The sequence below is a fragment of the Aeoliella straminimaris genome (genome assembly GCF_024054565.1).
GTDB lineage: Bacteria > Planctomycetota > Planctomycetia > Pirellulales > Lacipirellulaceae > Aeoliella > Aeoliella straminimaris.
Genome location: NZ_JAMXLR010000062.1, coordinates 97,613 through 118,470, shown reverse-complemented (window position 1 = coordinate 118,470; position 20,858 = coordinate 97,613). Strand labels below are relative to the sequence as shown.

15 protein-coding genes are annotated in these 20,858 nt (G+C 57.4%); 11 read left to right on the top strand and 4 right to left on the bottom strand.

Going from position 1 to position 20,858, the window contains the following annotated elements; all coding sequences use genetic code 11:
* Positions 1-169 precede the first annotated feature (169 nt).
* From NG895_RS18915 to NG895_RS18885, 7 genes are all read left to right on the top strand, one after another.
* A complete protein-coding gene (locus NG895_RS18915; RefSeq protein ID WP_252854090.1) occupies positions 170-1,258 on the top strand; it encodes a DUF1559 domain-containing protein in 1,089 nt (362 codons plus the stop codon).
* A gap of 34 nt (positions 1,259-1,292) precedes the next feature.
* Positions 1,293-1,685 (top strand): hypothetical protein, encoded by a 393-nt coding sequence (locus tag NG895_RS18910; protein ID WP_252854089.1) that lies wholly within the window; start codon positions 1,293-1,295, stop codon positions 1,683-1,685.
* A 205-nt stretch (positions 1,686-1,890) separates the two neighbouring features.
* Entirely contained in the window at positions 1,891-2,802 is a 912-nt protein-coding gene (gene cysD, locus NG895_RS18905) for a sulfate adenylyltransferase subunit CysD (protein WP_252854088.1), read from the top strand.
* Positions 2,803-2,926: 124 nt separating this feature from the next.
* Positions 2,927-4,861: a sulfate adenylyltransferase subunit CysN gene (gene cysN, locus NG895_RS18900; RefSeq protein ID WP_252854087.1), complete on the top strand. Its 1,935-nt coding sequence runs from the start codon at positions 2,927-2,929 to the stop codon at positions 4,859-4,861.
* Positions 4,862-4,892: 31 nt separating this feature from the next.
* Positions 4,893-5,666, top strand: coding sequence for a hypothetical protein (locus NG895_RS18895; RefSeq protein WP_252854086.1), 774 nt, complete (start codon positions 4,893-4,895; stop codon positions 5,664-5,666).
* 713 nt (positions 5,667-6,379) lie between these two features.
* Positions 6,380-6,802 carry a PGPGW domain-containing protein gene (locus tag NG895_RS18890; RefSeq protein ID WP_252854085.1) on the top strand — a complete coding sequence of 141 codons (423 nt, stop codon included), beginning with the start codon at positions 6,380-6,382 and terminating at the stop codon, positions 6,800-6,802.
* Between the two features lie 68 nt (positions 6,803-6,870).
* Positions 6,871-7,725, top strand: coding sequence for a phosphatidylinositol-specific phospholipase C/glycerophosphodiester phosphodiesterase family protein (locus NG895_RS18885; protein ID WP_252854084.1), 855 nt, complete (start codon positions 6,871-6,873; stop codon positions 7,723-7,725).
* 188 nt (positions 7,726-7,913) lie between these two features.
* Here NG895_RS18885 and NG895_RS18880 read toward each other — a convergent pair whose 3' ends face one another.
* The 4 genes from NG895_RS18880 to NG895_RS18865 form a co-directional block, all read right to left on the bottom strand.
* Positions 7,914-8,360: a hypothetical protein gene (locus NG895_RS18880; protein WP_252854083.1), complete on the bottom strand. Its 447-nt coding sequence runs from the start codon at positions 8,358-8,360 to the stop codon at positions 7,914-7,916.
* Positions 8,361-8,476: 116 nt separating this feature from the next.
* Positions 8,477-9,472: a DUF1559 family PulG-like putative transporter gene (locus NG895_RS18875; RefSeq protein WP_252854082.1), complete on the bottom strand. Its 996-nt coding sequence runs from the start codon at positions 9,470-9,472 to the stop codon at positions 8,477-8,479.
* A 128-nt stretch (positions 9,473-9,600) separates the two neighbouring features.
* A complete protein-coding gene (locus NG895_RS18870) occupies positions 9,601-11,283 on the bottom strand; it encodes a DNRLRE domain-containing protein (protein ID WP_252854081.1) in 1,683 nt (560 codons plus the stop codon).
* Positions 11,284-11,500: 217 nt separating this feature from the next.
* Positions 11,501-12,562, bottom strand: a complete 1,062-nt coding sequence (locus NG895_RS18865) for a matrixin family metalloprotease (protein WP_252854080.1) — start codon at positions 12,560-12,562, stop codon at positions 11,501-11,503.
* Between the two features lie 444 nt (positions 12,563-13,006).
* Between NG895_RS18865 and NG895_RS18860 the strand changes: the two genes are divergently transcribed.
* The 4 genes from NG895_RS18860 to gad all read left to right on the top strand — a co-directional run bounded on the left by NG895_RS18860 (position 13,007) and on the right by gad (position 20,824).
* Positions 13,007-14,485, top strand: a complete 1,479-nt coding sequence (locus NG895_RS18860) for a PEP-CTERM sorting domain-containing protein (RefSeq protein WP_252854079.1) — start codon at positions 13,007-13,009, stop codon at positions 14,483-14,485.
* A 106-nt stretch (positions 14,486-14,591) separates the two neighbouring features.
* Positions 14,592-17,162 carry a CehA/McbA family metallohydrolase gene (locus NG895_RS18855; RefSeq protein WP_252854078.1) on the top strand — a complete coding sequence of 857 codons (2,571 nt, stop codon included), beginning with the start codon at positions 14,592-14,594 and terminating at the stop codon, positions 17,160-17,162.
* Between the two features lie 157 nt (positions 17,163-17,319).
* Complete coding sequence (locus NG895_RS18850) at positions 17,320-19,191, top strand: lamin tail domain-containing metallophosphoesterase family protein (protein WP_252854077.1); 1,872 nt, start codon at positions 17,320-17,322, stop codon at positions 19,189-19,191.
* A 235-nt stretch (positions 19,192-19,426) separates the two neighbouring features.
* A complete protein-coding gene (gad, locus tag NG895_RS18845; protein ID WP_252854076.1) occupies positions 19,427-20,824 on the top strand; it encodes a glutamate decarboxylase in 1,398 nt (465 codons plus the stop codon).
* The last annotated feature ends 34 nt before the right edge of the window (positions 20,825-20,858 follow it).

Here is a 20,858-nt window from a genome sequence, read left to right as displayed (position 1 = left end):
TAGCACCTGGGTCGCAGGAGTCCTACGACGATTTCGATCGTCGGGAATCCGATTCGTGACGTGTCTGGCTTGCCAAACTCGTGTCGGACTGCGAGCGATTGGCTATACTGTTGCGCAGGGGCCTTCGTGCTAAAGTCTTGAACCGACGCCCACGGGTGTCGCGCCTGTCATGCATTACACTTCATCCGCCGACCGTCGCTTGCACCTGGGGTTCACCTTGGTGGAACTGTTGGTCGTGATTGCCATTATCGGAGTGCTGGTCTCATTGCTCCTGCCCGCGGTGCAGCAAGCCCGCGAATCTGCCAGGAAGATGAGTTGCTCCAACAACGTAAAGCAACTGGCGCTGGCCGTTCACAACTACGCTTCCGCCAAGAAGAAGCTGCCCGCTGCGGGGCACTTTGGACCGGTCAGCGAGGCCATGTACTTCGACGGGGCCGATTGGCGAATCGACCTTCGGCATGGGACCAATCAAAACTGGATCTACGATCTGTTGCCCTACATCGAGCAGCAAGTCGCCTACGACGCCATCGATCCAACCAAACACCTGACCGAAGCGCCCAGCGAGGTCCTGGCTTCGCCACCCGCGACGCTCATCTGTCCCAGCAGCGGGACCAGCGGTCGCGTCTTCACGACCACCCGCGGCTACGGCACCAAGCCGGCCTCCATTGGCAAGGGCAGCTACGCCGCGTACGCGAGCCCCTTCCACATCGACTCGCTTCACAACTCCGGGCCGATGGCTCTGTACGGTATGTCACTCAAGCAGGTGACCGATGGGACGAGCTTGACCTTGATGCTTTCGGAAGTCCGCTCGCGTGAAAATGTTGGAGATCAGCGGGGGGCGTGGTTGCTGCCATGGTCGGGGGCAACGTTGCTTTCCATGGATTTTCATCCCGAGTACTATGGCAACAACCAAGATGAAGATGCATCCCCTGCCTCGCTAAGCAAAGAACCAGACATTCGCTCGTTGGGGTACACGCAGGTTCCGAACGGCCCGCTGCCCGATGTTCTGTACAATTGCCCGGACAGTGCAGCGGCACAGTTGGAAGAGATGCCGTGCAATACGGCCTACGGAGCCAGTCGCACCAGCGGATACATCAGCGCCGCCCCGCGTAGCTTGCATATCGGCGGGGTAAACTCCGCGTTTGTGGACGGTCACATTGAGTTCCTTTCCGAAGATATCGACGAGTTCGTGATGTTGTACATGATCGGTGTTTCGGACGGTAAGATTATTGGAACTCGGCCGAACTTCTCGCGTTGACCTGCTTCGTCGTTCTTACACTTTCCATATCTGCATGGACAAACAAGAAACACCGCTTTCGATGAGCCTGAAACTGGGCTACGCGAGCATCGCGTTGGGCATCGTGATGGTGGTTTGCGGGATCGCCTGGCAGCAAATTGTTCCCGATAGTGTCTACTGGTCGGAGGAAGACGCCCGCGAGTTTACCGAAGCAAGCGACGCGGTGCATCATGCCAGAAGTGGTCCCGACCACGACCACCAGCACTCCCATGGCGAGGGGGAGCCGGCCGCGGACTCCCCCGAACTAGAGGCGGCCAAACAGCGGCTCCGCAAGCTGCAGGGCGAACTAGAAACGGCCCAACTGGCACGCCAGTATAGCGGCAAGGTTGTCTCCATCGTGGGAGTAGCAATACTGCTCACAGGAGCAGCTCTCCTTCGCCGGGTCTAGCCTGCACCTTGGTTCACACCCTGGACTCCGCGTCGGTTTCTGCCAATGATGGGGGTCGGTTTTTCTGTCGACTTGCGGGTTGCCCCAGGTGAGGGAGTGGATTCCGATGCATCGGAATGCCCGCTACCTGGTACATGTGGGCCTGTCGAGTTGTCGAATTGATCGTCGGGCCATCCTCCTTCCGCCTACCCTTTCCCCACTTGCGATGTCTTCCTACAGCCTAACGCATCTCAAACAGCTTGAAGCCGAGAGCATCCACATCATTCGCGAGGTGGCGGCCGAGTTCGATAATCCGGTCATGCTGTACTCGATCGGCAAGGACTCGTCGGTGATGGTCCGCCTGGCCGAGAAGGCGTTCTACCCCGGCAAACCGCCATTCCCGCTGATGCACGTCGACACGACGTGGAAGTTTCGCGAGATGATCGAGTTCCGAGAGAACCTGATCCGCAAGGAACTCGGCTGGGACTTGATTACCTATATTAACGAAGAGGGTCGCAAGCAGGGCATCGGACCCTACACGCACGGCAGCCAGGTGCATACCGACGTGATGAAGACCCAGGCCCTGAAGCAGGCGCTCAACAAGTACAAGTTCGACGCCGCGTTTGGTGGTGCCCGCCGCGACGAAGAGAAGAGCCGCGCCAAGGAACGGGTCTACAGCTTCCGCGACAAATCCCACCGCTGGGACCCCAAGAACCAGCGCCCCGAACTGTGGAATCTGTACAACGGCAAAGTCCAAAAGGGTGAGAGCATCCGCGTGTTCCCGCTCTCGAACTGGACCGAGCTCGACGTCTGGCAATACATCCACCTGGAGAAGATCCCGATTGTCCCGCTGTACATGTCCGCCGAGCGGCCGGTGGTCGACATCGACGGCGCGCTGATCATGGTGGACGACGAGCGGATGCCCAAGGAGTACGCCGACAAGGCGGTGATGAAGAGCGTCCGCTTCCGCACCCTGGGCTGCTACCCGCTGACTGGCGCCGTGGAAAGCACCGCGGCGACGCTACCCGAAATCATCCAGGAAATGCTGCTCACCACGACCAGCGAACGCCAAGGTCGAGTGATCGACTACGATCAACAAGGCAGCATGGAAGAGAAGAAAAAAGAAGGCTACTTCTGATTGTTGGCGGACGGGATAACAAGATCGGCCTGATCAGCGGGATGCCCGGTCTAGCTGTTATCCGCTTGCAAGCAAAAACGTAATCCAGTCAATCTCGCAGATCCCGTTATCCTGTCATAACGATATGTCGCATCAATCAGATCTCATTGCAACCGACATCGACGCGTATCTCGATCAGCACGAGAACAAGGAGCTATTGCGCTTCCTCACGTGTGGCTCCGTCGACGACGGCAAGAGCACCCTCATTGGCATGCTCCTCTACGAGTCGAAGATGATCTACGAGGATCAGCTGGCGGCCATCGAGCAGGCTTCGGCCACCCACGGCACGACCGGTGGCGGGTTCGACCCCGCGCTGCTGACCGACGGCCTCAAGGCCGAGCGGGAGCAGGGCATCACCATCGACGTGGCGTATCGATACTTCTCGACCGCCAAGCGGAAGTTCATTATTGCCGACTGCCCGGGCCACGAGCAGTACACGCGCAACATGGCGACTGGCGCCTCGACCTGCGATTTGGCGATCATCCTGATCGACGCCCGACCTGATCACGGCGTGATGACGCAGACCAAGCGGCACTCGTTCATCGTCTCGCTGCTGGGCATCAAACACGTCTTGATCGCCGTGAACAAGATGGATCTGGTGGACTACAGCGAAGACCGCTTCAACGAGATCGTGGCCGACTACAAGGACTTCGCCACCCGGCTCGATATGCCGGATCAGCACTTCGTGCCGATCAGCGCGCTGAAGGGCGATAACCTGCTGAAGCACAGCGAAAACATGCCGTGGTACGAAGGTTCGACGCTGATGCACCACCTGGAAAACGTGCACATCGCCAGCGACCGGAATTTGATCGACTTCCGCATGCCGGTGCAGTACGTCAATCGCCCGAACCTGAACTTCCGCGGCTTCTGCGGCACCATCGCCAGCGGTGTCGTCAAGAAGGGCGACGAGATCATGACGTTGCCGTCGAAGAAGACCAGCCGCATCAAGAGCATCGTCACTTACGATGGCGAGCTCGAGGAAGCATTCGCACCGTTGTCGGTCACACTGACCACCGAAGACGAGATCGACATCAGCCGAGGCGACATGATCGTCCGGCCCGATAACTTGCCAACCGTCACCGACAAGTTCGAAGCCAACATCGTCTGGATGGCCGACGAACCGATGCTGCCCGGCAAGGAGTACTGGATTAAGCACTCCAGCAAGCTGGCCGCTGGCCGCGTGGGCACACTGCGGTATCGCATCGACGTGAACACGCTGCACCGCGACGCTGCCCCCACGCTTGGGCTAAACGAGATCGGCCGCTGCCAGGTACAGCTCAACCAGCCAGTTGCCTTGGATGGTTACCGCCAGAACAAAGGGACCGGTGCGTTCATCGTGATCGATAGGGTTTCTAACGTCACCGTCGGTGCGGGGATGATCCTCGATCGCAAGGCGGCCGACGAGTCGGACCATTGGGACGACGAAGCTCGCGAAGGCCTCGAGGCACGCACCAGTCCGGTCACGCCCGAAGAGCGTTCGGCCCGCTACGGTCAGAAGCCGGTCACCGTGCTGCTGACGGGTCTGCCAGCGGCAGGCAAGACGCCCATCGCCAACGCCATCGAGAGAATGCTTTTCGACCGTGGTCGCGCGGTGACGGTGATCGATGGACAGAACATGCGCCGCGGCCTATCGCGCGACTTGGGTTTCTCGGTCGATGATCGTAGCGAGAACGTCCGCCGGGCGGCCGAAGTGGCCAAGACACTCAATAACGCCGGCCTGATCACCGTGGCCGCGTTCGTTGCACCGCACGAAGCGGTTCGCCAGAAGGCGGCCGAAGTGGTGGGCCGCGAGCGATTTATTGTCGCCCACGTAGCAGCGCCCGTCGAATGGTGCCGTGAGCACGACGACCAGGGCGTCTACGCCAAGGCCGACAGTGGCGAGCTCGCCGACTTCCCCGGCGTCTCGGCCGAATACGAATCGCCCATCAAACCCGACTTGGTGCTCAAAACCCACGAACTGACTTTCGACGAATGTGCGGCGAAGGTAGTGGAGTTGCTGGAGTCGCGGGGTATAATTTAGCCCGCTTCACCCAAACCCACGGAGGGACGCGATGAGAAACAAGCGGTCATGGCTGCGGTTCGGCATCGGTACGTTGTTGTTCCTCATGGCTTGCACGGCAGGCTATCTCACCGGTTTTCGCTTCGGCGTGGAAGAGAAGCAGGAGCAGGTGCGCCAGCAGACGGTCTCCACGCGAATTTACGACGTTGGTGATTTGGTTTCCTTGGACCCGGATGCTCAGGTCAGTCTTGCCGATTTCGATAGCTTGGTTGACCTGATTGTCTCCACGGTTGCCAGCGACTCCTGGGTAGAAAATGGCGGACCAGCGGGCGAAATTCGTCCATTTCCGAAGAACAAATCGCTAGTTGTATCGGCATCCGGAGCGGTGCACGACGACTTGTCCGACCTGCTCAGCCAACTTCGTCGTGGCGCCTATGAGTTGGACCCGCAACAACTGATGGCGGTCGTTCGCGAGATCTCCGCCCGCAAGTTGGCTACCCCACATGCCGTGAAGCTCTACAACGCTTCCAATTCCAGTGTGCACCAGCTCGTAAGCGGCCACTACCAATCTGGCCTCGCATTGCTGACCAAGCGACTCGGCAAGCCTCAAGCAGCCTACACCCTCGACACCAAGGAGTTCCCCACGTGGATCGCCGCTCAGCAGGTGGCGGTTTGGAAGCAAGGCGATAGCAAGCTCTTCTTGGCGCACCAAGACGTCCTGCCCGAAGGCGAAGCCCTGGTCGTTGGCTGGTACGAAGATGGCATGGCGACAATTCGGCCGCTGAGTTTCGTCCCTGCCGTGGCGGATTCGACCGGGCATCCCTAAGCGGATCTCAGGCGGTCATTGGTGCTTCCGCTTGCAGTCGGTGCGGGGATGTATATGGCTGTCCCCTGGGGCCTGTGGGTCGCAAAAGCAGTCTGAACTCTTGCGAGTCCTGCTTCGGAGGAGGTTTGCTTGAGCGCGGGGAACTGCGTTCTACAGAGAGTTCACGGATTCTCAGCATGCCGTTGTAGGAATTTTACACTCCGCGCGGGAGAATACGGAGTGCGAGGCATCACGGCCGCCCAAGTGCGCGCCCGTGTGCGAAGCAAACCGCCACTTTTAGGTTTTGGTCGGTTCTTTCCCCCAAAGCCGCAACGACGCAGGTGGGCGTGAATGCAAGCTGCCAATTGTGGCTGACCTGCTCCGGTCGCTGAGGCTTCCGGCTCGCCTGGGAGCTTGGAGGGTTTTGGGCCAGGCCCAAAATACGTGCGGGGAACAACGCGGGGACTCTGGCTCGGAGGAGGTAAAAAAGTGTCGAAAAAACAAGGGGTCCCACCAATCGGGGGGGGATCAATATGGCCGGAGTTTTGGGCCAATGGATCGAAGGTTGCGGAAGAACTCACCGGGGGAACAACTCGCTTTGGAGCGTGCCGTGCCGTCCCCGTTCCTGGTCGATGTCCCCATTCAATGTCCTTGGGGGGCAGTTTCGCTGCAATACCGGGAATAGTTACTCTACCTATCTGCCGCCGCTCTACACTTCGTTTCGCAGCATTCCTATGCACCACTGGCTCCCCTGGATCGAAAACCACGCAGACCTCATTGGGTGGCTAGTCGCCGGGTCGGTCGTAATGTTCTTTGGTACGTTACTTCTGGTGCCGGTGATCGTAGTTCGCATCCCACAGGACTACTTTGCCCACGAGCATCGTCCCCAGCAGACCTGGATGCCTAACCATCCGGTCCTTCGCCTGTTCGTCATCTTCGTAAAAAACTCGCTCGGCGCGGTGTTGCTGCTGGTGGGCGTGGCGCTATTGGTGCTGCCAGGGCAGGGCATCCTGACCATGCTCATTGGGCTGATGTTGATGGATTTTCCCGGCAAGTATCGGCTTGAGAAGTGGCTTGTCCGCAAGGGGCCCACGCTGCGCGGGCTCAACTGGCTGCGACGCAAAGCGGGACGAGAACCTTTTGACGTGGCCGGCTGAGGGGCGTGGTACAATCGGCACGGCGTTGGGTAGCAACACGTGATAGCAGAGGAAGTACCAAAGTGACGATGAGTAAGAACGCAGTTTGGATGGTGCTCGTGTTGCAGGGCGTGCTCGCCGGTACGGTGGTTCATGCCGAAGAACCCGTTGCATCCGGGCCATTCCGCCACGCCCATGCCCACAACGACTACTACCACAAACGGCCGCTGCTCGACGCATTGGACCATGGCGTCAATAGCGTAGAGGCGGACATCTACCTGGTAGATGGCGAGTTGCTGGTTGGACACGAGAAACACGAACTACGGTCCGAGCGTTCCCTCAGGAAGCTGTATCTCGAGCCGCTCGCGGAACGAGTGAAAGCGAATGGCGGCTATGTGCAGCAAGCCAAAACGCCATTCTATTTGTTCATCGACATCAAAAACAACGCGGACGCCACGCGCAAGGTGCTGGGCCAATTGCTTTTCGAGTATAAGTCGATGGTTGGGAAAGGATCCGGAAAAGACGAGGCCCGACCTGCCGTGACGGTGGTCATCTCCGGGGCTGCGCCGCGCCGGGGTATTGTGATCGACGGCGTCCGTCTGGCGGGCGCCGATGGACGACTGGCCGATCTCGACTCAACAGCCTCGGCGGACGCCATGCCAGTGATCAGCGATCACTGGGGGCTGCACTTCAGTTGGCTAGGTTTCAACAAGTTGCCTGCCGATCAGCACGAACGCCTCCGCGAGGCAGTGAAAAAAGCCCACGATTCGGGGCGGATTATTCGCTTTTGGGCGACGCGAGACTCCGAGCATCTGTGGGGCACCCTGCTGGACAACGGAGTCGACCTGATCAACACCGACGACCTCGAACGACTCTCGAAATTTCTACGTAGCCGCGAAAACGCTGCTGGTCCGGAGGCAGCCGACTCCTTGAATGCGGATTGAAGTGTTGGCTACGACCTGCATTCGGTTTTCAAGGTGCGCCAAATGGAGTCGTCGAACGTTGACGGTCGACGTCACCGCGATCCTCCGAGGTCACGTGCCTCCGCTGTCCCATCGGCTCGATGGGGGAGCAACCTGACGGATGTTTAAGAAGCTATCGAAGCCAAAACAGATAGTATGGCCGGACTTACTTACTTCGTACTGAGTTCGAATGGTGGGAGTTCAGACCCCCCCTCCTCCACAGTCGTTTGCAAAGGAGTTGAGTCGGGCGTCTCGTACTTTCCTTTCAGCCGATCCTCAGGCTCAAAAAACTCCTCATCGGCATCGGGCGGTGTAGGTTCGGGCCAAATGGCACACACTTTGAAACTCCCAGCCGGCGCGCCGTCGTTAGATTCGTAGGAAGTGAGACTGAACTTGCCCTCCGCGTCGGTTATCGCATAGGGAGCCACTGTTCCCGGCCCCTGAAGGTCGGGTGTTGCCCCATAGAGAACAATTTTGACTCCCTCGGCAGAACTGCCATCCACGGTAACGCTTCCGGTGGTGGGATACACCGTCATGCGGCCTTCGGGTTTGCTTTCGCATCCGGCGATGAATGCAACCACAAGGCAAGTTAGCAAAGTCTTGAATGTAAGTCTCATGAATCGTTGATCGTGTGTTGTTGAACGAGGAGCTTGGACTGCAGTAAATCACATCCGCCAGGCCGGCCCCAGCACGAGTTCCCGGCACAGTGGTGTAGTCCGCATGGAACAATCCGCTAGAGCTCGGATTCGTCGATAATGTCCTGGGCATCGCGAGTAAACAGGGAGACAAACACATCGGGATCGACGGTTTCGCGAATGAATCGCACCGAACCATCGCCAAATGTGTAGTAGCAGCCGCCGACGTGGAAACTATAGATTTCTTCGTGATTGTTGCAGTTCATCATGCTCGTACCGCATCGATTGTGGACAGCATGCCAGTTTTCGTACTGAGCCCAGCTATGACCGCCTTGAGTCTCCTGTACCTGAGCTCCTCCGAAGCCACTGCTTACGAGAGGTTCGCCATCTTTGTATCGAACCGGTCGTCCCCCAGTCTCAAACCACATGAAGGTTTGCGATGTACCGTCGGTGCAATGGCGCAACTTGGGGGCAGAGAACACGCTGCCTTTTACCCGGGGTGCCAGCATGCTAACGTACCGACCGCGAGCATTGGCGCGGGGCTGGACCAGGCCTTGGTTGATGAGTTCGGGAACCGCATTTCCGCTCCCCATCGACAGTCCCTCGCAAATGGTGTAGTCGGTTGCACCCGGCCATTTAGTACGGGGCTCCGAAACCTCGGGGCACCGGACCGCCTCGATTCTTGTTTCGCTCAAACGTTTGTTGTCGATCGACTGGCTGGGGATGCTCTTGTCCCAGGTTTGTTCGAAATCCCACTGGTCGGCAATTGCGGTCTGCTCCATCTGGTCCAGGATGTACGATATCGTACTATGCTCCACCTTGGTGACGGTGGGGAAACCACCACCGGAGGGCTGCGAGGTGATGGTCTCTTGCCAGTGCCCCGGCGGCAATTCGCCGGTGGTGTTCTCGTAGTTGAGCGTGGCCAGACCGAGTTGCTTCATGTTGTTCTGGCACGAGACTCGACGCGCAGCACTGCGCGCAGATTGCACAGCAGGAAGTAGCAGTGCCACCAAGATGCCGATGATTGCAATAACAACTAGCAGTTCCACTAGCGTGAAGGCTCGCTGATGGCGAGCGTGATTCGCGGTGGTCATCCTTTTACTTCTCTCTCCAGGTTTGTTGTTTTTGTTGCCAGGTTGTCTGTCGAACAAACGCATGCGACCGGGGCGCCGCTGCCACTGCACCCCGGCCACATGCTTGCAAGCGTTGTGTGTCGCTTACGTTACTTCCGCACGCGACGACGGACTTGCGTCAGACCGAGTACGGAAAGCAGACCCAGCAGGATGCTGGACGGCTCGGGTACTGCGGATTGCACAAAGGCGGGTCCGCCGCTCGATTGGCCAAAGTTTGCTTTCCACAGGGCGTAGTCAGCTGCATCGACCACGTTGGCGCTTCCGCCAGTTTCGTCGCCGTTGCCGTTCAAAGCGAAGTCGGAGCCCAGGTTGTTTCGCCAAACGGTGTAGTCAGCCAGATCAACGGTGCCATCGTCGTTAAAGTCGCCGGACAGGCCGGGGACCACTACGTTGACATCGCCCGAGTAGACTACCAACCGTGGGCGGGCCTCTGCCGTGGTGGAACCATTAGCGTGGATCTGCCAGCCATCGGCTGTACCATCGGCGGTAATCGCGATGCCATAGTCGTCGGCACCGTTGCGAACGCCTTCAAGGTAGTCGGTTACATCGAACCAAGCTTCGGAGCCGCGAATCAAGCCTTCAACGGACGATAGGGCCGCGCTGATGTCGCCATCGCCTTCTTGCAGGCCGTTCACGCTGCCAAGTTCGGAATGCAGAGTCGTGGTGTCCCAATCACGCAGCATCGTGTAGGCCGACCAGGGACCTTGGGATTGCGCGGCACCACTGGTGTCGCCCGTGGTAAGCACGACCCAGGCCTTGGCAATCGGCACGTCACTAGGGGCTTGGCCGGTATTGGTGCCAAAAACATCGTCGAACTTTATCAGTGAGAACAGATCGGGTGAGCTGGTGGTGCCGTCGACCCCGGTTTCGCCAAAGAACACGCCGTCCAGAAATGTCTGATCGAGCAGCGACCCATCGGTGGTCATCTCAGGCTCTTCGACGTTATCCGTGTCAGCAATAAGAGCATTGTCTCCGCTGTGGACCAAAGCCATCGTATCGCTGCTGTAGCCATTCAAACCGCGCTGGAACGTGTTGACCTCGACGCTTTCGGTGGTGTAGCTGATTTCCAGCTTGGGTCGCGAGTCGCTAAATGGAAAGCCGGTCGATCGAAAAGCCCAGCCATTGGTGGTGTGTCCCGCACCATCTTCTACCAGAGCGTCATTCATGCCGGCTTGCACCACCAGGCCGTTGTTGTTCAGGCTGCCATCGGACCAGCCCTGGACCACCGACGTGATGTCTGCTCGACCTACATTACCTTCAAGCAGGGCGCCATAGCCGCCGACAGGGCGAGTGGCCGAGCCATCCTGCCACCAGGCACCGCGGCTGGTGTAGTCAGTCGTGCTGCTAAAACTACCGAAATAAGTGGTGTTTTCGTCAAATGGTTGTAGCAAGCCGGATACACCAAAGGGGCCGGGGCTGTCGGCGTTGCCTGTCAGGCTGGTCACGAGGCGAAGTCTGGCATCCAGAATCGTAGCGCCCGCGGGAATTTGTCCGGCACCGTTACCGATGATGTTGTCAAAACGAAGAAGAGCCTGCTGGTCGTCGGACCCGGCGGCATTGTAACCATCGACGTAGAAGTAGGTGTAGTCGATGCCATTGATGTCTTGGTCGGATTGGCTGCTGATTCGGCGTACAAAGTTGCCGTTGTATCCGTTAAGCCCATTCTGAAAATTGGCCGTGGAAACCTGGGCAAGACCAGTCGAGCTAAGTGCACCGCCAGCTAGCAGCGTTGCACAAGCAATACGGGACATTTGAGCGATGCGCAGTCTCATCTCTGAAGTTCTCCGTGGTGGTTTAGTTGCGTTGCTCCCCCAACTCAGTGGCAGAAATGTCCCCCACCAGGGTTAAGACCGTGTGAAGGGAAGGGGTGGGAAGTGTTAAGACTTGTAGCTCAACCGCAGTGGTACGAGTTTGAAGCTATGGATTTCGAAGCAAGAGTGATAGAAGGGGTTTGCCGTAGGTGGTCGCAGTTCGCATTAACGCAGCGAACTAAGACGAATTGGCTCGACTCTGCTGTTTGGAAGAGAAGTGAATCTGAAGGAGGCATGTGCAGAAGAGGCTTGCCATGAACAACTTTGCTGCTTCTGGCTCAGGAACAAACCTAACGCGCTGATAGGCGATGTTCAAGCTGTAAAACTGCACAGTATCGCGCGTGCCTCGAACACGAAGGTAGTAGTCTCCAGTAGATGTCAGCTGAAATTGACTTAGATATTCAATCTCGCCGTGCAATGAATTGTCAACATAAGCAATCGCTGTGCCGCTGGAATCGAAAAGTGCGAGGCTGAGGTTGCTGCTTGCTGTGACGTCGGTGAGTAGTTCGACATCGCCTGCTGCTGCTTGTCGAAATCGGCCACCTTTAGGAGCAAGCGCAACATCCAGTAGACCAGTCTGGTCGATCGTGAAGTGGTAGTAGTCCTGGTCCCACTGCCCGGAAATGCTAACAAAATCGGTGGTTTCCGGAGTCAGGGCTTGGTGCATCCCTGCATCGCTTCCCACCATTAACTCGGCTTCTGACGACAACTTTCCCAGCGAAGTCGCTTCCTCCAAAGTGTTATTTCCAATCCTTTCGAAGCGGTCACCGTACAGGTAGTGCAGGCCACGGACATCGTCGAGTTGAGGCCCGTCGAAATCGAGAGAAAGCTCGGGTTCCATCAGCAGTTGTGCATCGCTTGATGTCACATGCTCCAGTCCCAGGGTGTGCCCTATTTCGTGCATCAAGACATTGCGGAACCGCAAGTAGTTACCTGCGGGATCCAGCAGGTAACCCGGCCCGTCGCTGTCGATGGTGATGTCTCCCCCATCGGGAAACTGGCTGCTGGCGAGTACTCCCCGCGAGCCATCAACCGATTTCGCAGCTAGTCGAATATCACCGCGAATAAGCAGTTTTCCGGGCGATTGCCTGTGAATCGCGCCATCGTCCAAGGACTCATACTCGAAGCTCAGCCCACCAACTTCGCTCCAGCGCCCAAACGCGGCATCGAACAGCGACATCCAGGGTCGAGAGGACAGGGGTGCCGACCGGTCGGCTACGGCAAAGTGCTGGTCGAGCATGTTGATCAACCCGCTTGATCCCCCGCCCCGAATCGGGGTTCCGTCCGGCACGAGACTCCACGTCAACGTGGCTGGTTCACCTCGAAAGCTTGTAATCTCGGACGCAGTCCGGTACCATCGGTTGGCAGGAACGAAGGCTTCTGCCTCTTGTGCGAAAAAAATGAGGCAGGTAAGCACGGCCGCAACTGCCACTATCGGAGTGATGTCGTTGTGCCACAGGTGGTGTGTTCGCATTCGATTACTCTCTTTTCTTTTTCTATTCTATCAGCAGCTTCGTCGTTTTTGTGCGTTGGCATTTCAAATTGTCAAGGCTCGGTTCGTTTAACACGATCTTCACGTGGCGCTAACCTGAGCCCCTTTTTGGGATGCTAAACTTGCCCTCGCTTCGGCAGAGAATAGGCAACCTTGGCAAGCAAATCACACTTGGCTTCAGGAGTAGCACCAATGACCAGAAACAGCGGATGGTTGACGTTATCCGTCTTGGCAGTTTTGGCAACTAGCGTGGCGGAAAATGCCGACGCACAGATCACCCTCGAAACCCTTACCTTTCAGAACGGAGCCAACGGCTACGACGGTGCCTTCGACCGCCGCATTGATATGCGGCTGATCGACGAAAATGAGGGCACTTTTGCCGACGCCAGCGAAGATGGGGCGAGCGTCGACACCGACGTTGACCCATTCTTCATCGACGGCGATCCTGTGGATTCGAGTCGCTCGGATTACCTGATTCGATTTGACGACATACTGGGAGACATGGGCATTCCCAGCGGGGCGATTATTCTCGACGCTACGCTAAACCTCCGAACCACCTCGGAATCGGTAAACGCCAATTCTCGAACCGGCGAGAGCTACAACGTGTACCGTTTGGCCGTTCCATTTGACAGCACGTCGACCATGGACGGCACTTTTGGCGATGGCAATGATATGTTCACCGACAATGTCGACGGCGTTGAGCCCGAGCAAGGCGAAGCCGATTGGATTCTCAGCACGTTCGATCACCCCGTCGACGAAGGTGGCCTGGAACCCGACATGACCTATGGTGCCTCGGTTACCCGGGCGGTCCAAAGCTGGGTAGACGGGGCCACGAATTACGGTCTCGCCGTTATGAGCGACCACAGGGACAACGACGACGGGTGGAGTGTGCATTCCACGGGATCGTCCACTGTTTCGTCTCGTCCTGAGCTAAGCGTAACGTACACCATCAGTCCGCTCATGCGTGTGAATGAGTTCCAGCAGGGCCTCAATGGCTACACTGGCACCACCGACGTACTGCTGAACTTGGTGACGGACACGGCTAGTACCGATGAGCGGGACGACGACACGGTGGTCGGTGGCCTGGATGCATCTACCGAGAGTGAGGTATTCCTCGATGGTAGCAACGCCACGCCCGAAGAGCCCAACGTTGGTAATTCGTACGACACCCCGTACTTGATCAAGTTCGACGACGTTGAGTCGCTGGGCGATAACGGTCGTCGTGTCTACAAGGCCGAACTGCTCGTAACCACCGGGTTTTCCAGCGGCGTTTCCGATTCGGGGGGGCCGTTCACGGTGCATCAACTGCTGACTCCCTTTGATACCACCAGTGTCTACGGCGACTATTCCGGCGACGTCAACGATATGCTGGCGGCCAATGAAATTGCCCCCGAAGCCGCCCGCTTTGAGTCGATTGACGAAGGCGAGTACGTGGCCGTCGACGTCACCAGCGTGGTAGACAATTGGTTCTCTGGCGATCCGAACTATGGTTTCTACATTGGAGCCAATGGTACATCCAATGGATGGCAGATCTTCACCTCCGGTGCGATTGATTCCGACCTGGCCCCCATGCTTCGCATCTATACGGTTCCCGAACCGGCATCGGTGATGTTGGGCGCGTTTGGCTTGTTAGCCTTGGCGGTGTATCGCCGACGGCCTAACGCCTGTTGAGCCAACAGTCGCTGATGCTATATCAAAACTAGTAGCTGCTAACCGTGGTCGGCCTTCGTTGCCGGCCACGGTCCTTTTAATGCAGTCGATAAGGATACTTGGATCGATGAAAGCCGGATGTAAATGGATCGCTCTGGTCGGTGTGTTGGTTGCCACTTCTGAAGTGCCCGCTGCAGAACACATCGTGCTGAATGAAGACAACTGGAGTCAGTTTGCTCCGGCGGGTAAGGAGGCCGACTGCATCTACGGCGACCACGTGCTGGTGAGTGATCGTCTGGTAGCAGTAGTGGCGCATCCAAGTGATCGACGTAATGCCAACCTGACCGTCAAAGAAGTCAGCGGCTGTGTGATCGACTTGACGCACCGAGATCAGCAGAACGACCAGCTCAGTTGCTTCTATCCACACAAAGGCACCTATAAGCTGCAAGGACCCGTCGACTGGCCGTCCGGGATGCCGGTGGAGCAGGAATCGGCAAGGTTGGCTTTCGCAGCGGTAGCTTCTGACGCAGCCTCCGATGCGGCTCCGCCTTACAGCATCCAGGTTGGCTACGAACTGACGGATGGGCAAGAGTATCTGACGATCAGGTCACTTGTCACCAATCTCACGGACACCCATCAGACCCTACAGTTGTGCGATGGCGTCCGCGCAGATGGAGAGTTTACTTTTGGCAAGAACAAGGCACTTGGTTTATGGTGGTGTCAGGACAGCCATTGGCAGCAGGCCTACGGCGTAACCTCGCCCGCAGCCCAGTGGCAGGTGCAGGAACCGAAAGGCAAGAAACGCAAGTTGCGACAGGTTTGCTATTCGAAAAGCGAAACCGACTCGGTGACCATTGCTCCGCAAGAATCCCTGCTGCTTGAGCGCCGACTGTACGTTGCTTCTGATACGCTGTCGCTGTTGAAGCAGGTGGCGTTGGACGACCGTGTCGAGACGGACGCATTCGACATCCGAGTGTCCGATGCGACCGGTCCATTGGCGGATGCCAACGTGAAAGCGATTCGTAACGAGAAAGTGATTGGCAGTGGGCGGACCGATAAGTCCGGGCACCTGCGAACCAGTTTGCCGACAGGCAATTACCTGTGGGTAGTTGAGGCGAATGGTCGAGAGCATCGTTCCAAGGCCGGCCAAACCGAGGCCGGGCAAACGGCCGTATTGGACGTCGTGTTGCCACAACTCGGGACCGTAGTAGGGCAAATCACGGACGACAGCGGTACGCCGATTCCCTGCCGCATCGGGTTTTTTGGCCAAGGCGTTGCCAATCCCAACTTTGGACCCGATAGTGCCGTACACGGTGTCCGCAATCTATGGCATACCCCCAATGGGGCGTTCCAGGTCGACCTGCTGCCGGGTATCTACGAACTGGTGATCAGCTATGGCCCTGAGTATGACGCCTTGGTGGAGACGGTCGAAGTTGTCGCGGGACAGCAGGCAACTATTGCCGGGCAACTTAAGCATTCCGTGGATACCAGTGGATGGATCAGCGCCGAATTGCACAGTCACTCTTCTCCATCGGGTGACAATACTTCCAGCCAGAAGGGTCGCGTACTTAATCTGCTCGTGGAACAGCTTGAATTCATTCCCTGCACCGAGCATCAACGCATCAGCAGCTACCAAGAGCACTTGGTTGAATTCGATGCAGTGAATCGCGTGTTAACGTGTAGCGGAATGGAACTAACCGGGCAGCCCCTGCCTCTCAATCATCAGAACGTATTCCCTTTGAAGATGCACGATCATACCCAGGATGGAGGGGGGCCCGAGATCGATGTCGATCCCGAAGTCCAGATCGAGCGGATTGCACTGTGGGACGATCGTAGTGACAAGGTGGTGCAGATCAATCACCCCAATATCGCCCAAATGATTGGTGATCGAGACCTGGACGGCACGCCCGATCAGGGGTTCCGCCGAATGTTCCACTTCGCGGACATCATGGAGGTTCATCCTCTGTCCAAGGTGTTCCAGGAATTGGAACTTGGTGGTGAAGCTCGAAAAGATCGTGGAAATGCCGTGATGAACTGGATTCAAATGTTGAACCTGGGGTACCGGCTGCCCGGTGTGGTCAACACGGATGCCCACTGGAACTACTATGGCAGTGGCTGGCTTCGCAATTACGTTCGTGCGAAGACGGATGTGCCTTCGGAGTTGGAACTCATGGACGTTTGTCATGCCCTGGAGGATGGGCAGATCGTGATGACCAACGGCCCCTTCATGGAAGTGGAAGTCTCTAGTGGTGACAAGACGGTTGGTCCTGGTGATGATTTGCAGGCCACCGACCAGCAGGTGAACGTGCACGTTCGTGTGCAATGCCCGAACTGGCTGGACGTAAATCGCGTGCAGTTGTTTCTCAATGGCCGGCCCGATCTCAAGTACAACTTCACTCGCACGGATGACCCCGCGCGTTTTGGCGACGGCGTCGTGAAGTTCGACCAGAACATTGAGTTGCCTGTGAGTGTCGATACACACGTGGTCGTGGTCGCTGCTGCCGAAGGTCGCCAGCTAGGGCGAGTCTATGGGGAACAGCAGGGGAAGCAGATGCCAATCGCCGTGGCGAACCCGGTGTTCATCGACACCGATGGTAATGGATTCCAGGCCAATGGGGACGATCTCGGTTTGCCGCTGCCAGTGAAGTCAGATCACGTGCCGACTCATGGGCACGATCATCATCATCATCATCACTAGTGGTGGCGCCAAGCAAGCAGCCATCGTTACTTTGAGGGAACTCGGAGGATTCGCCGCCACTCCCATTAGCGGTCCTGGTAGCTTGCCCGGGTCGATCCACGCTTTGCGATTCCCCCTATCATTGCTCCCACTGGATTGCATAGTGCGTATCTCTAGATTGTCTTGTCTCTTGGCTTTGGCCGCGCTTTTGTTTGTCGCCTTACCGCACCGGGTGCCCGGTGAGGTTGTTGTCAGCGAGATCATGTATAACCCCGGTGGTTCCGATCGCGACGACGGAACCGACGGGTACAACAGAGAGTGGGTGGAGCTATTCAATACCGGCCAAAGTGGCGTGGACCTGAGCGGCTGGTCGGTGGGCGACTCGCAAGATGGCGATTTCACCAGCCCGTTCCCGGCCGGCACGTTCCTTCAGCCGGGGGCGGCCCTGGTGGTGACGGGCGACGCGAGTACCTTTGATAGCGAATGGGGAGCCGGAATCCCGCGCGTGCAAGTCGACAACTTTCCTACTCTGGCGAACAGTCCTTCAGCGACAAACGAAACCGTTGCGATTCGCGACGCATCGGGCGTGATGCAAAACATGGTCAACTATCAGAATTCGGGCGCGTGGCCACTCCTGAACGGCTCGAACGGTCATAGTCTGATGCTATTGCCCCAGGGACTGTCGTCCTTCGCCAATGGAAGTGGGGCGAATTGGATTCCCTCCTTCGGCGGCACGTACGGAGCGAAGTTCGTGGAGAGTTCGTTTGGAAACACACACGCCTCGCCTGGTAGCGTGAGCAGTGTCACGCAGGAACCGTTTGCCCCTTCGCCCGATGCCGCGTGGTCGATGGTGATCCTGCCCGATACACAGAACTATGCGAAGGATACTGCGAATCGGGCGATCTTCACGGAGATGACCGAGTGGATCCGTGACCAACGGCAGGAGTACAACATTCAGTTGGTGATGCATGAAGGCGACATCGTCAACAATAACAACACCGACAACCCGACCAGCGGCAATCAGACCAGTAGCCAGCAATGGTCTAACGCCAAGGAGGCCATGAGCGTACTAGATGGGGAGGTGCCCTACATACTTGCCGCGGGCAATCACGATTTCGGCACCACGAACGCCCAGAACCGACAGACGTTCGTCAATGAGTACTTTTCGTATTCCGACAACTCGTTGGTGGATCCAGCACTAGGTGGCATACTTCGAGGAATCAAAGATCCGGGTAGGATTGAAAATGCGTACTACGAGTTCACCGCCCCCGATGGCCGGGACATGCTGGTGATCGCTTTGGAATGGGAGCCCCGCCCTGCAACGGTGGCGTGGGCGAACCGCGTCGTGTCACAACCCGAATTCGAAGATCATACTGCTATTCTGCTGACTCACGCGTACGTGCAGGGGCAGGAGGCTCGCTACATTAACAGCCGTGTCGATGAAGATGCCTCAGGTGAAGACCTTTGGCAGGAGTTGGTCAAGGCGAACGAGAACTTTGAAATGGTCTTCAATGGTCACTTCGGTGGCGATGGGGCAGGCTACATCGACAGCGTGGGAACCGGCGGGAATCATGTGCACCAGATGTTTTTCAACGCCCAGTTCCTCACCAACGGTGGCGCCGGTTTCTTGAGAGTGGTCGAGTTCCTGGATGATGGTTCGACGGTGAGAGTTAGAACCTACTCGCCACACTACGACGTCGAGAGGATGGACGAACAATTCTCGTTTGAGTTTTCTATCACCCCCACCCCTGGATTGCCCGCGGGCGACTACAATGACGATGGTGTGGTTGACATGGCGGACTATACCGTGTGGCGGAACCATTTAGGTGCACCAGCGGATACGCTGCCCAACGACCCGGTCGGCGGTGTGATCGGCGCCGCTCAGTACGACACCTGGAAGGACAGCTTCGGCAATTCGAGGGCGTCACGCGGAACGGCAACGTACTTCGCAGTCCCAGAGCCGGGCGCCATAGTCCTTATCTTGCTTATGTCCCTCGCGACACGGGTGTTTGATACAAAACGGTGGCGGATTCGCTATCGCGGGGTCTGACGTCTTCTTTGTGGTATGACTGGTGGGTTCACCTAAGCGTTCGCTTCGTGCGGCCATCGTATGTTGTAGACCTGCTTGTCGCTCGTGCAATGGCTCTCTTGGCGTTGCAACTGTCATCTTGAGATTGCCATCAAGCCGGCGCACAATATTACTCGATACTCCACTTGTCTGTAGTCTCCTTATTTCAGGGGACACTGACCGAGCACGCGAATGAAGCACAGGAGGACGACAAGCGATGGCGTTGCACGATAAGAATTCGGTCCGGGAAGAACTCGAAGACGATGTGTACGCATCGGCCGATTTGTCGGTGAAAATGCCGAAGCACCACTTTCCGAAGCTGGAGCATGAACCACGGCATGTCTATTCCATTGTGCATGACGAATTGATGCTGGACGGCAATTCTCGTCAGAATCTGGCCACGTTCTGCCAAACGTGGCTCGAGCCCGAAGTGCACCAGTTGATGGCAGAGTGCGTGAACAAGAACATGGTCGACAAGGATGAGTATCCGCAAACGGCCGAGATCGAGTCGCGCTGTGTGAATATGCTGGGGGATCTGTGGAACGCTCCCGCGGGGACCAATCACGTTGGCTGCTCAACCACCGGCTCCAGCGAAGCAGCGATGCTGGGTGGCATGGCGATGAAACGGCGCTGGGAAGCTCAACGCAAAGCAGCCGGTAAGGCCATCGATAAACCCAACTTGGTTACCGGACCGGTGCAGGTTTGTTGGCACAAGTTCACCCGGTATTGGGACATCGAGCATCGGGAGATTCCGATGGAGAAAGGGCGGCTGATCATGACGCCCGAGGAGGTCCTGAAACGCTGCGATGAAAACACCATTGGCGTCGTTCCCACCCTCGGAGTGACGTTTACCTGTCAATTCGAGCCGGTCGAGCAGGTGGCTGCGGCGTTGGACAGATTGGAGAAAGAGAAGGGCTGGGACATTCCCATTCACGTCGACGCAGCAAGTGGCGGGTTTCTAGCGCCTTTTTGCGCACCTGAATTGGAATGGGATTTCCGCCTGCCGCGGGTGAAGTCGATCAATAGTTCGGGGCACAAGTTTGGTCTCTCGCCGCTGGGGGTAGGATGGGTCCTTTGGCGGGACGATAGCGATCTGCCGGACGACTTGGTCTTTTGGGTCAACTACCTGGGTGGGAACATGCGAGACATTGCGCTCAACTTCTCAAGGCCGGGCGGGCAAATTGTATGTCAGTACTACAACTTTCTACGACTTGGTAGGGAAGGGTACCGAAAGATCCACACGGCCTGTTACGAAACGGCCCAGTACCTGGCCGCAGAGATCGAAAAGCTGGGGCCGTTCGAGATCCTGTACGGTGGGGACATGAAGGAAGGCATTCCGGCCTTGTGCTGGAAGATAAAGGAGGGAGCTAATCCTGGGTTCAGCCTCTTCGATCTGGCCGATCGCCTGCGATCGCGCGGCTGGCAAGTTCCGGCGTACGCTCTGCCGGCGGACTGTGAAGATGTCGCCATTCAGCGAATCCTCGTGCGTCATGGAGTGAGCCGAGATCTTGGGTCACTGCTACTGCAGGACATTAAACACTCGATGGAGTATTTCCAGAAGCACCCCATCCAAACGCCCATGGTGGCAGCAGAGGCCACCGGTTTCCATCACTAGAACGTACCGCGCGAGTTCGCCGTGGGTGCGGAGT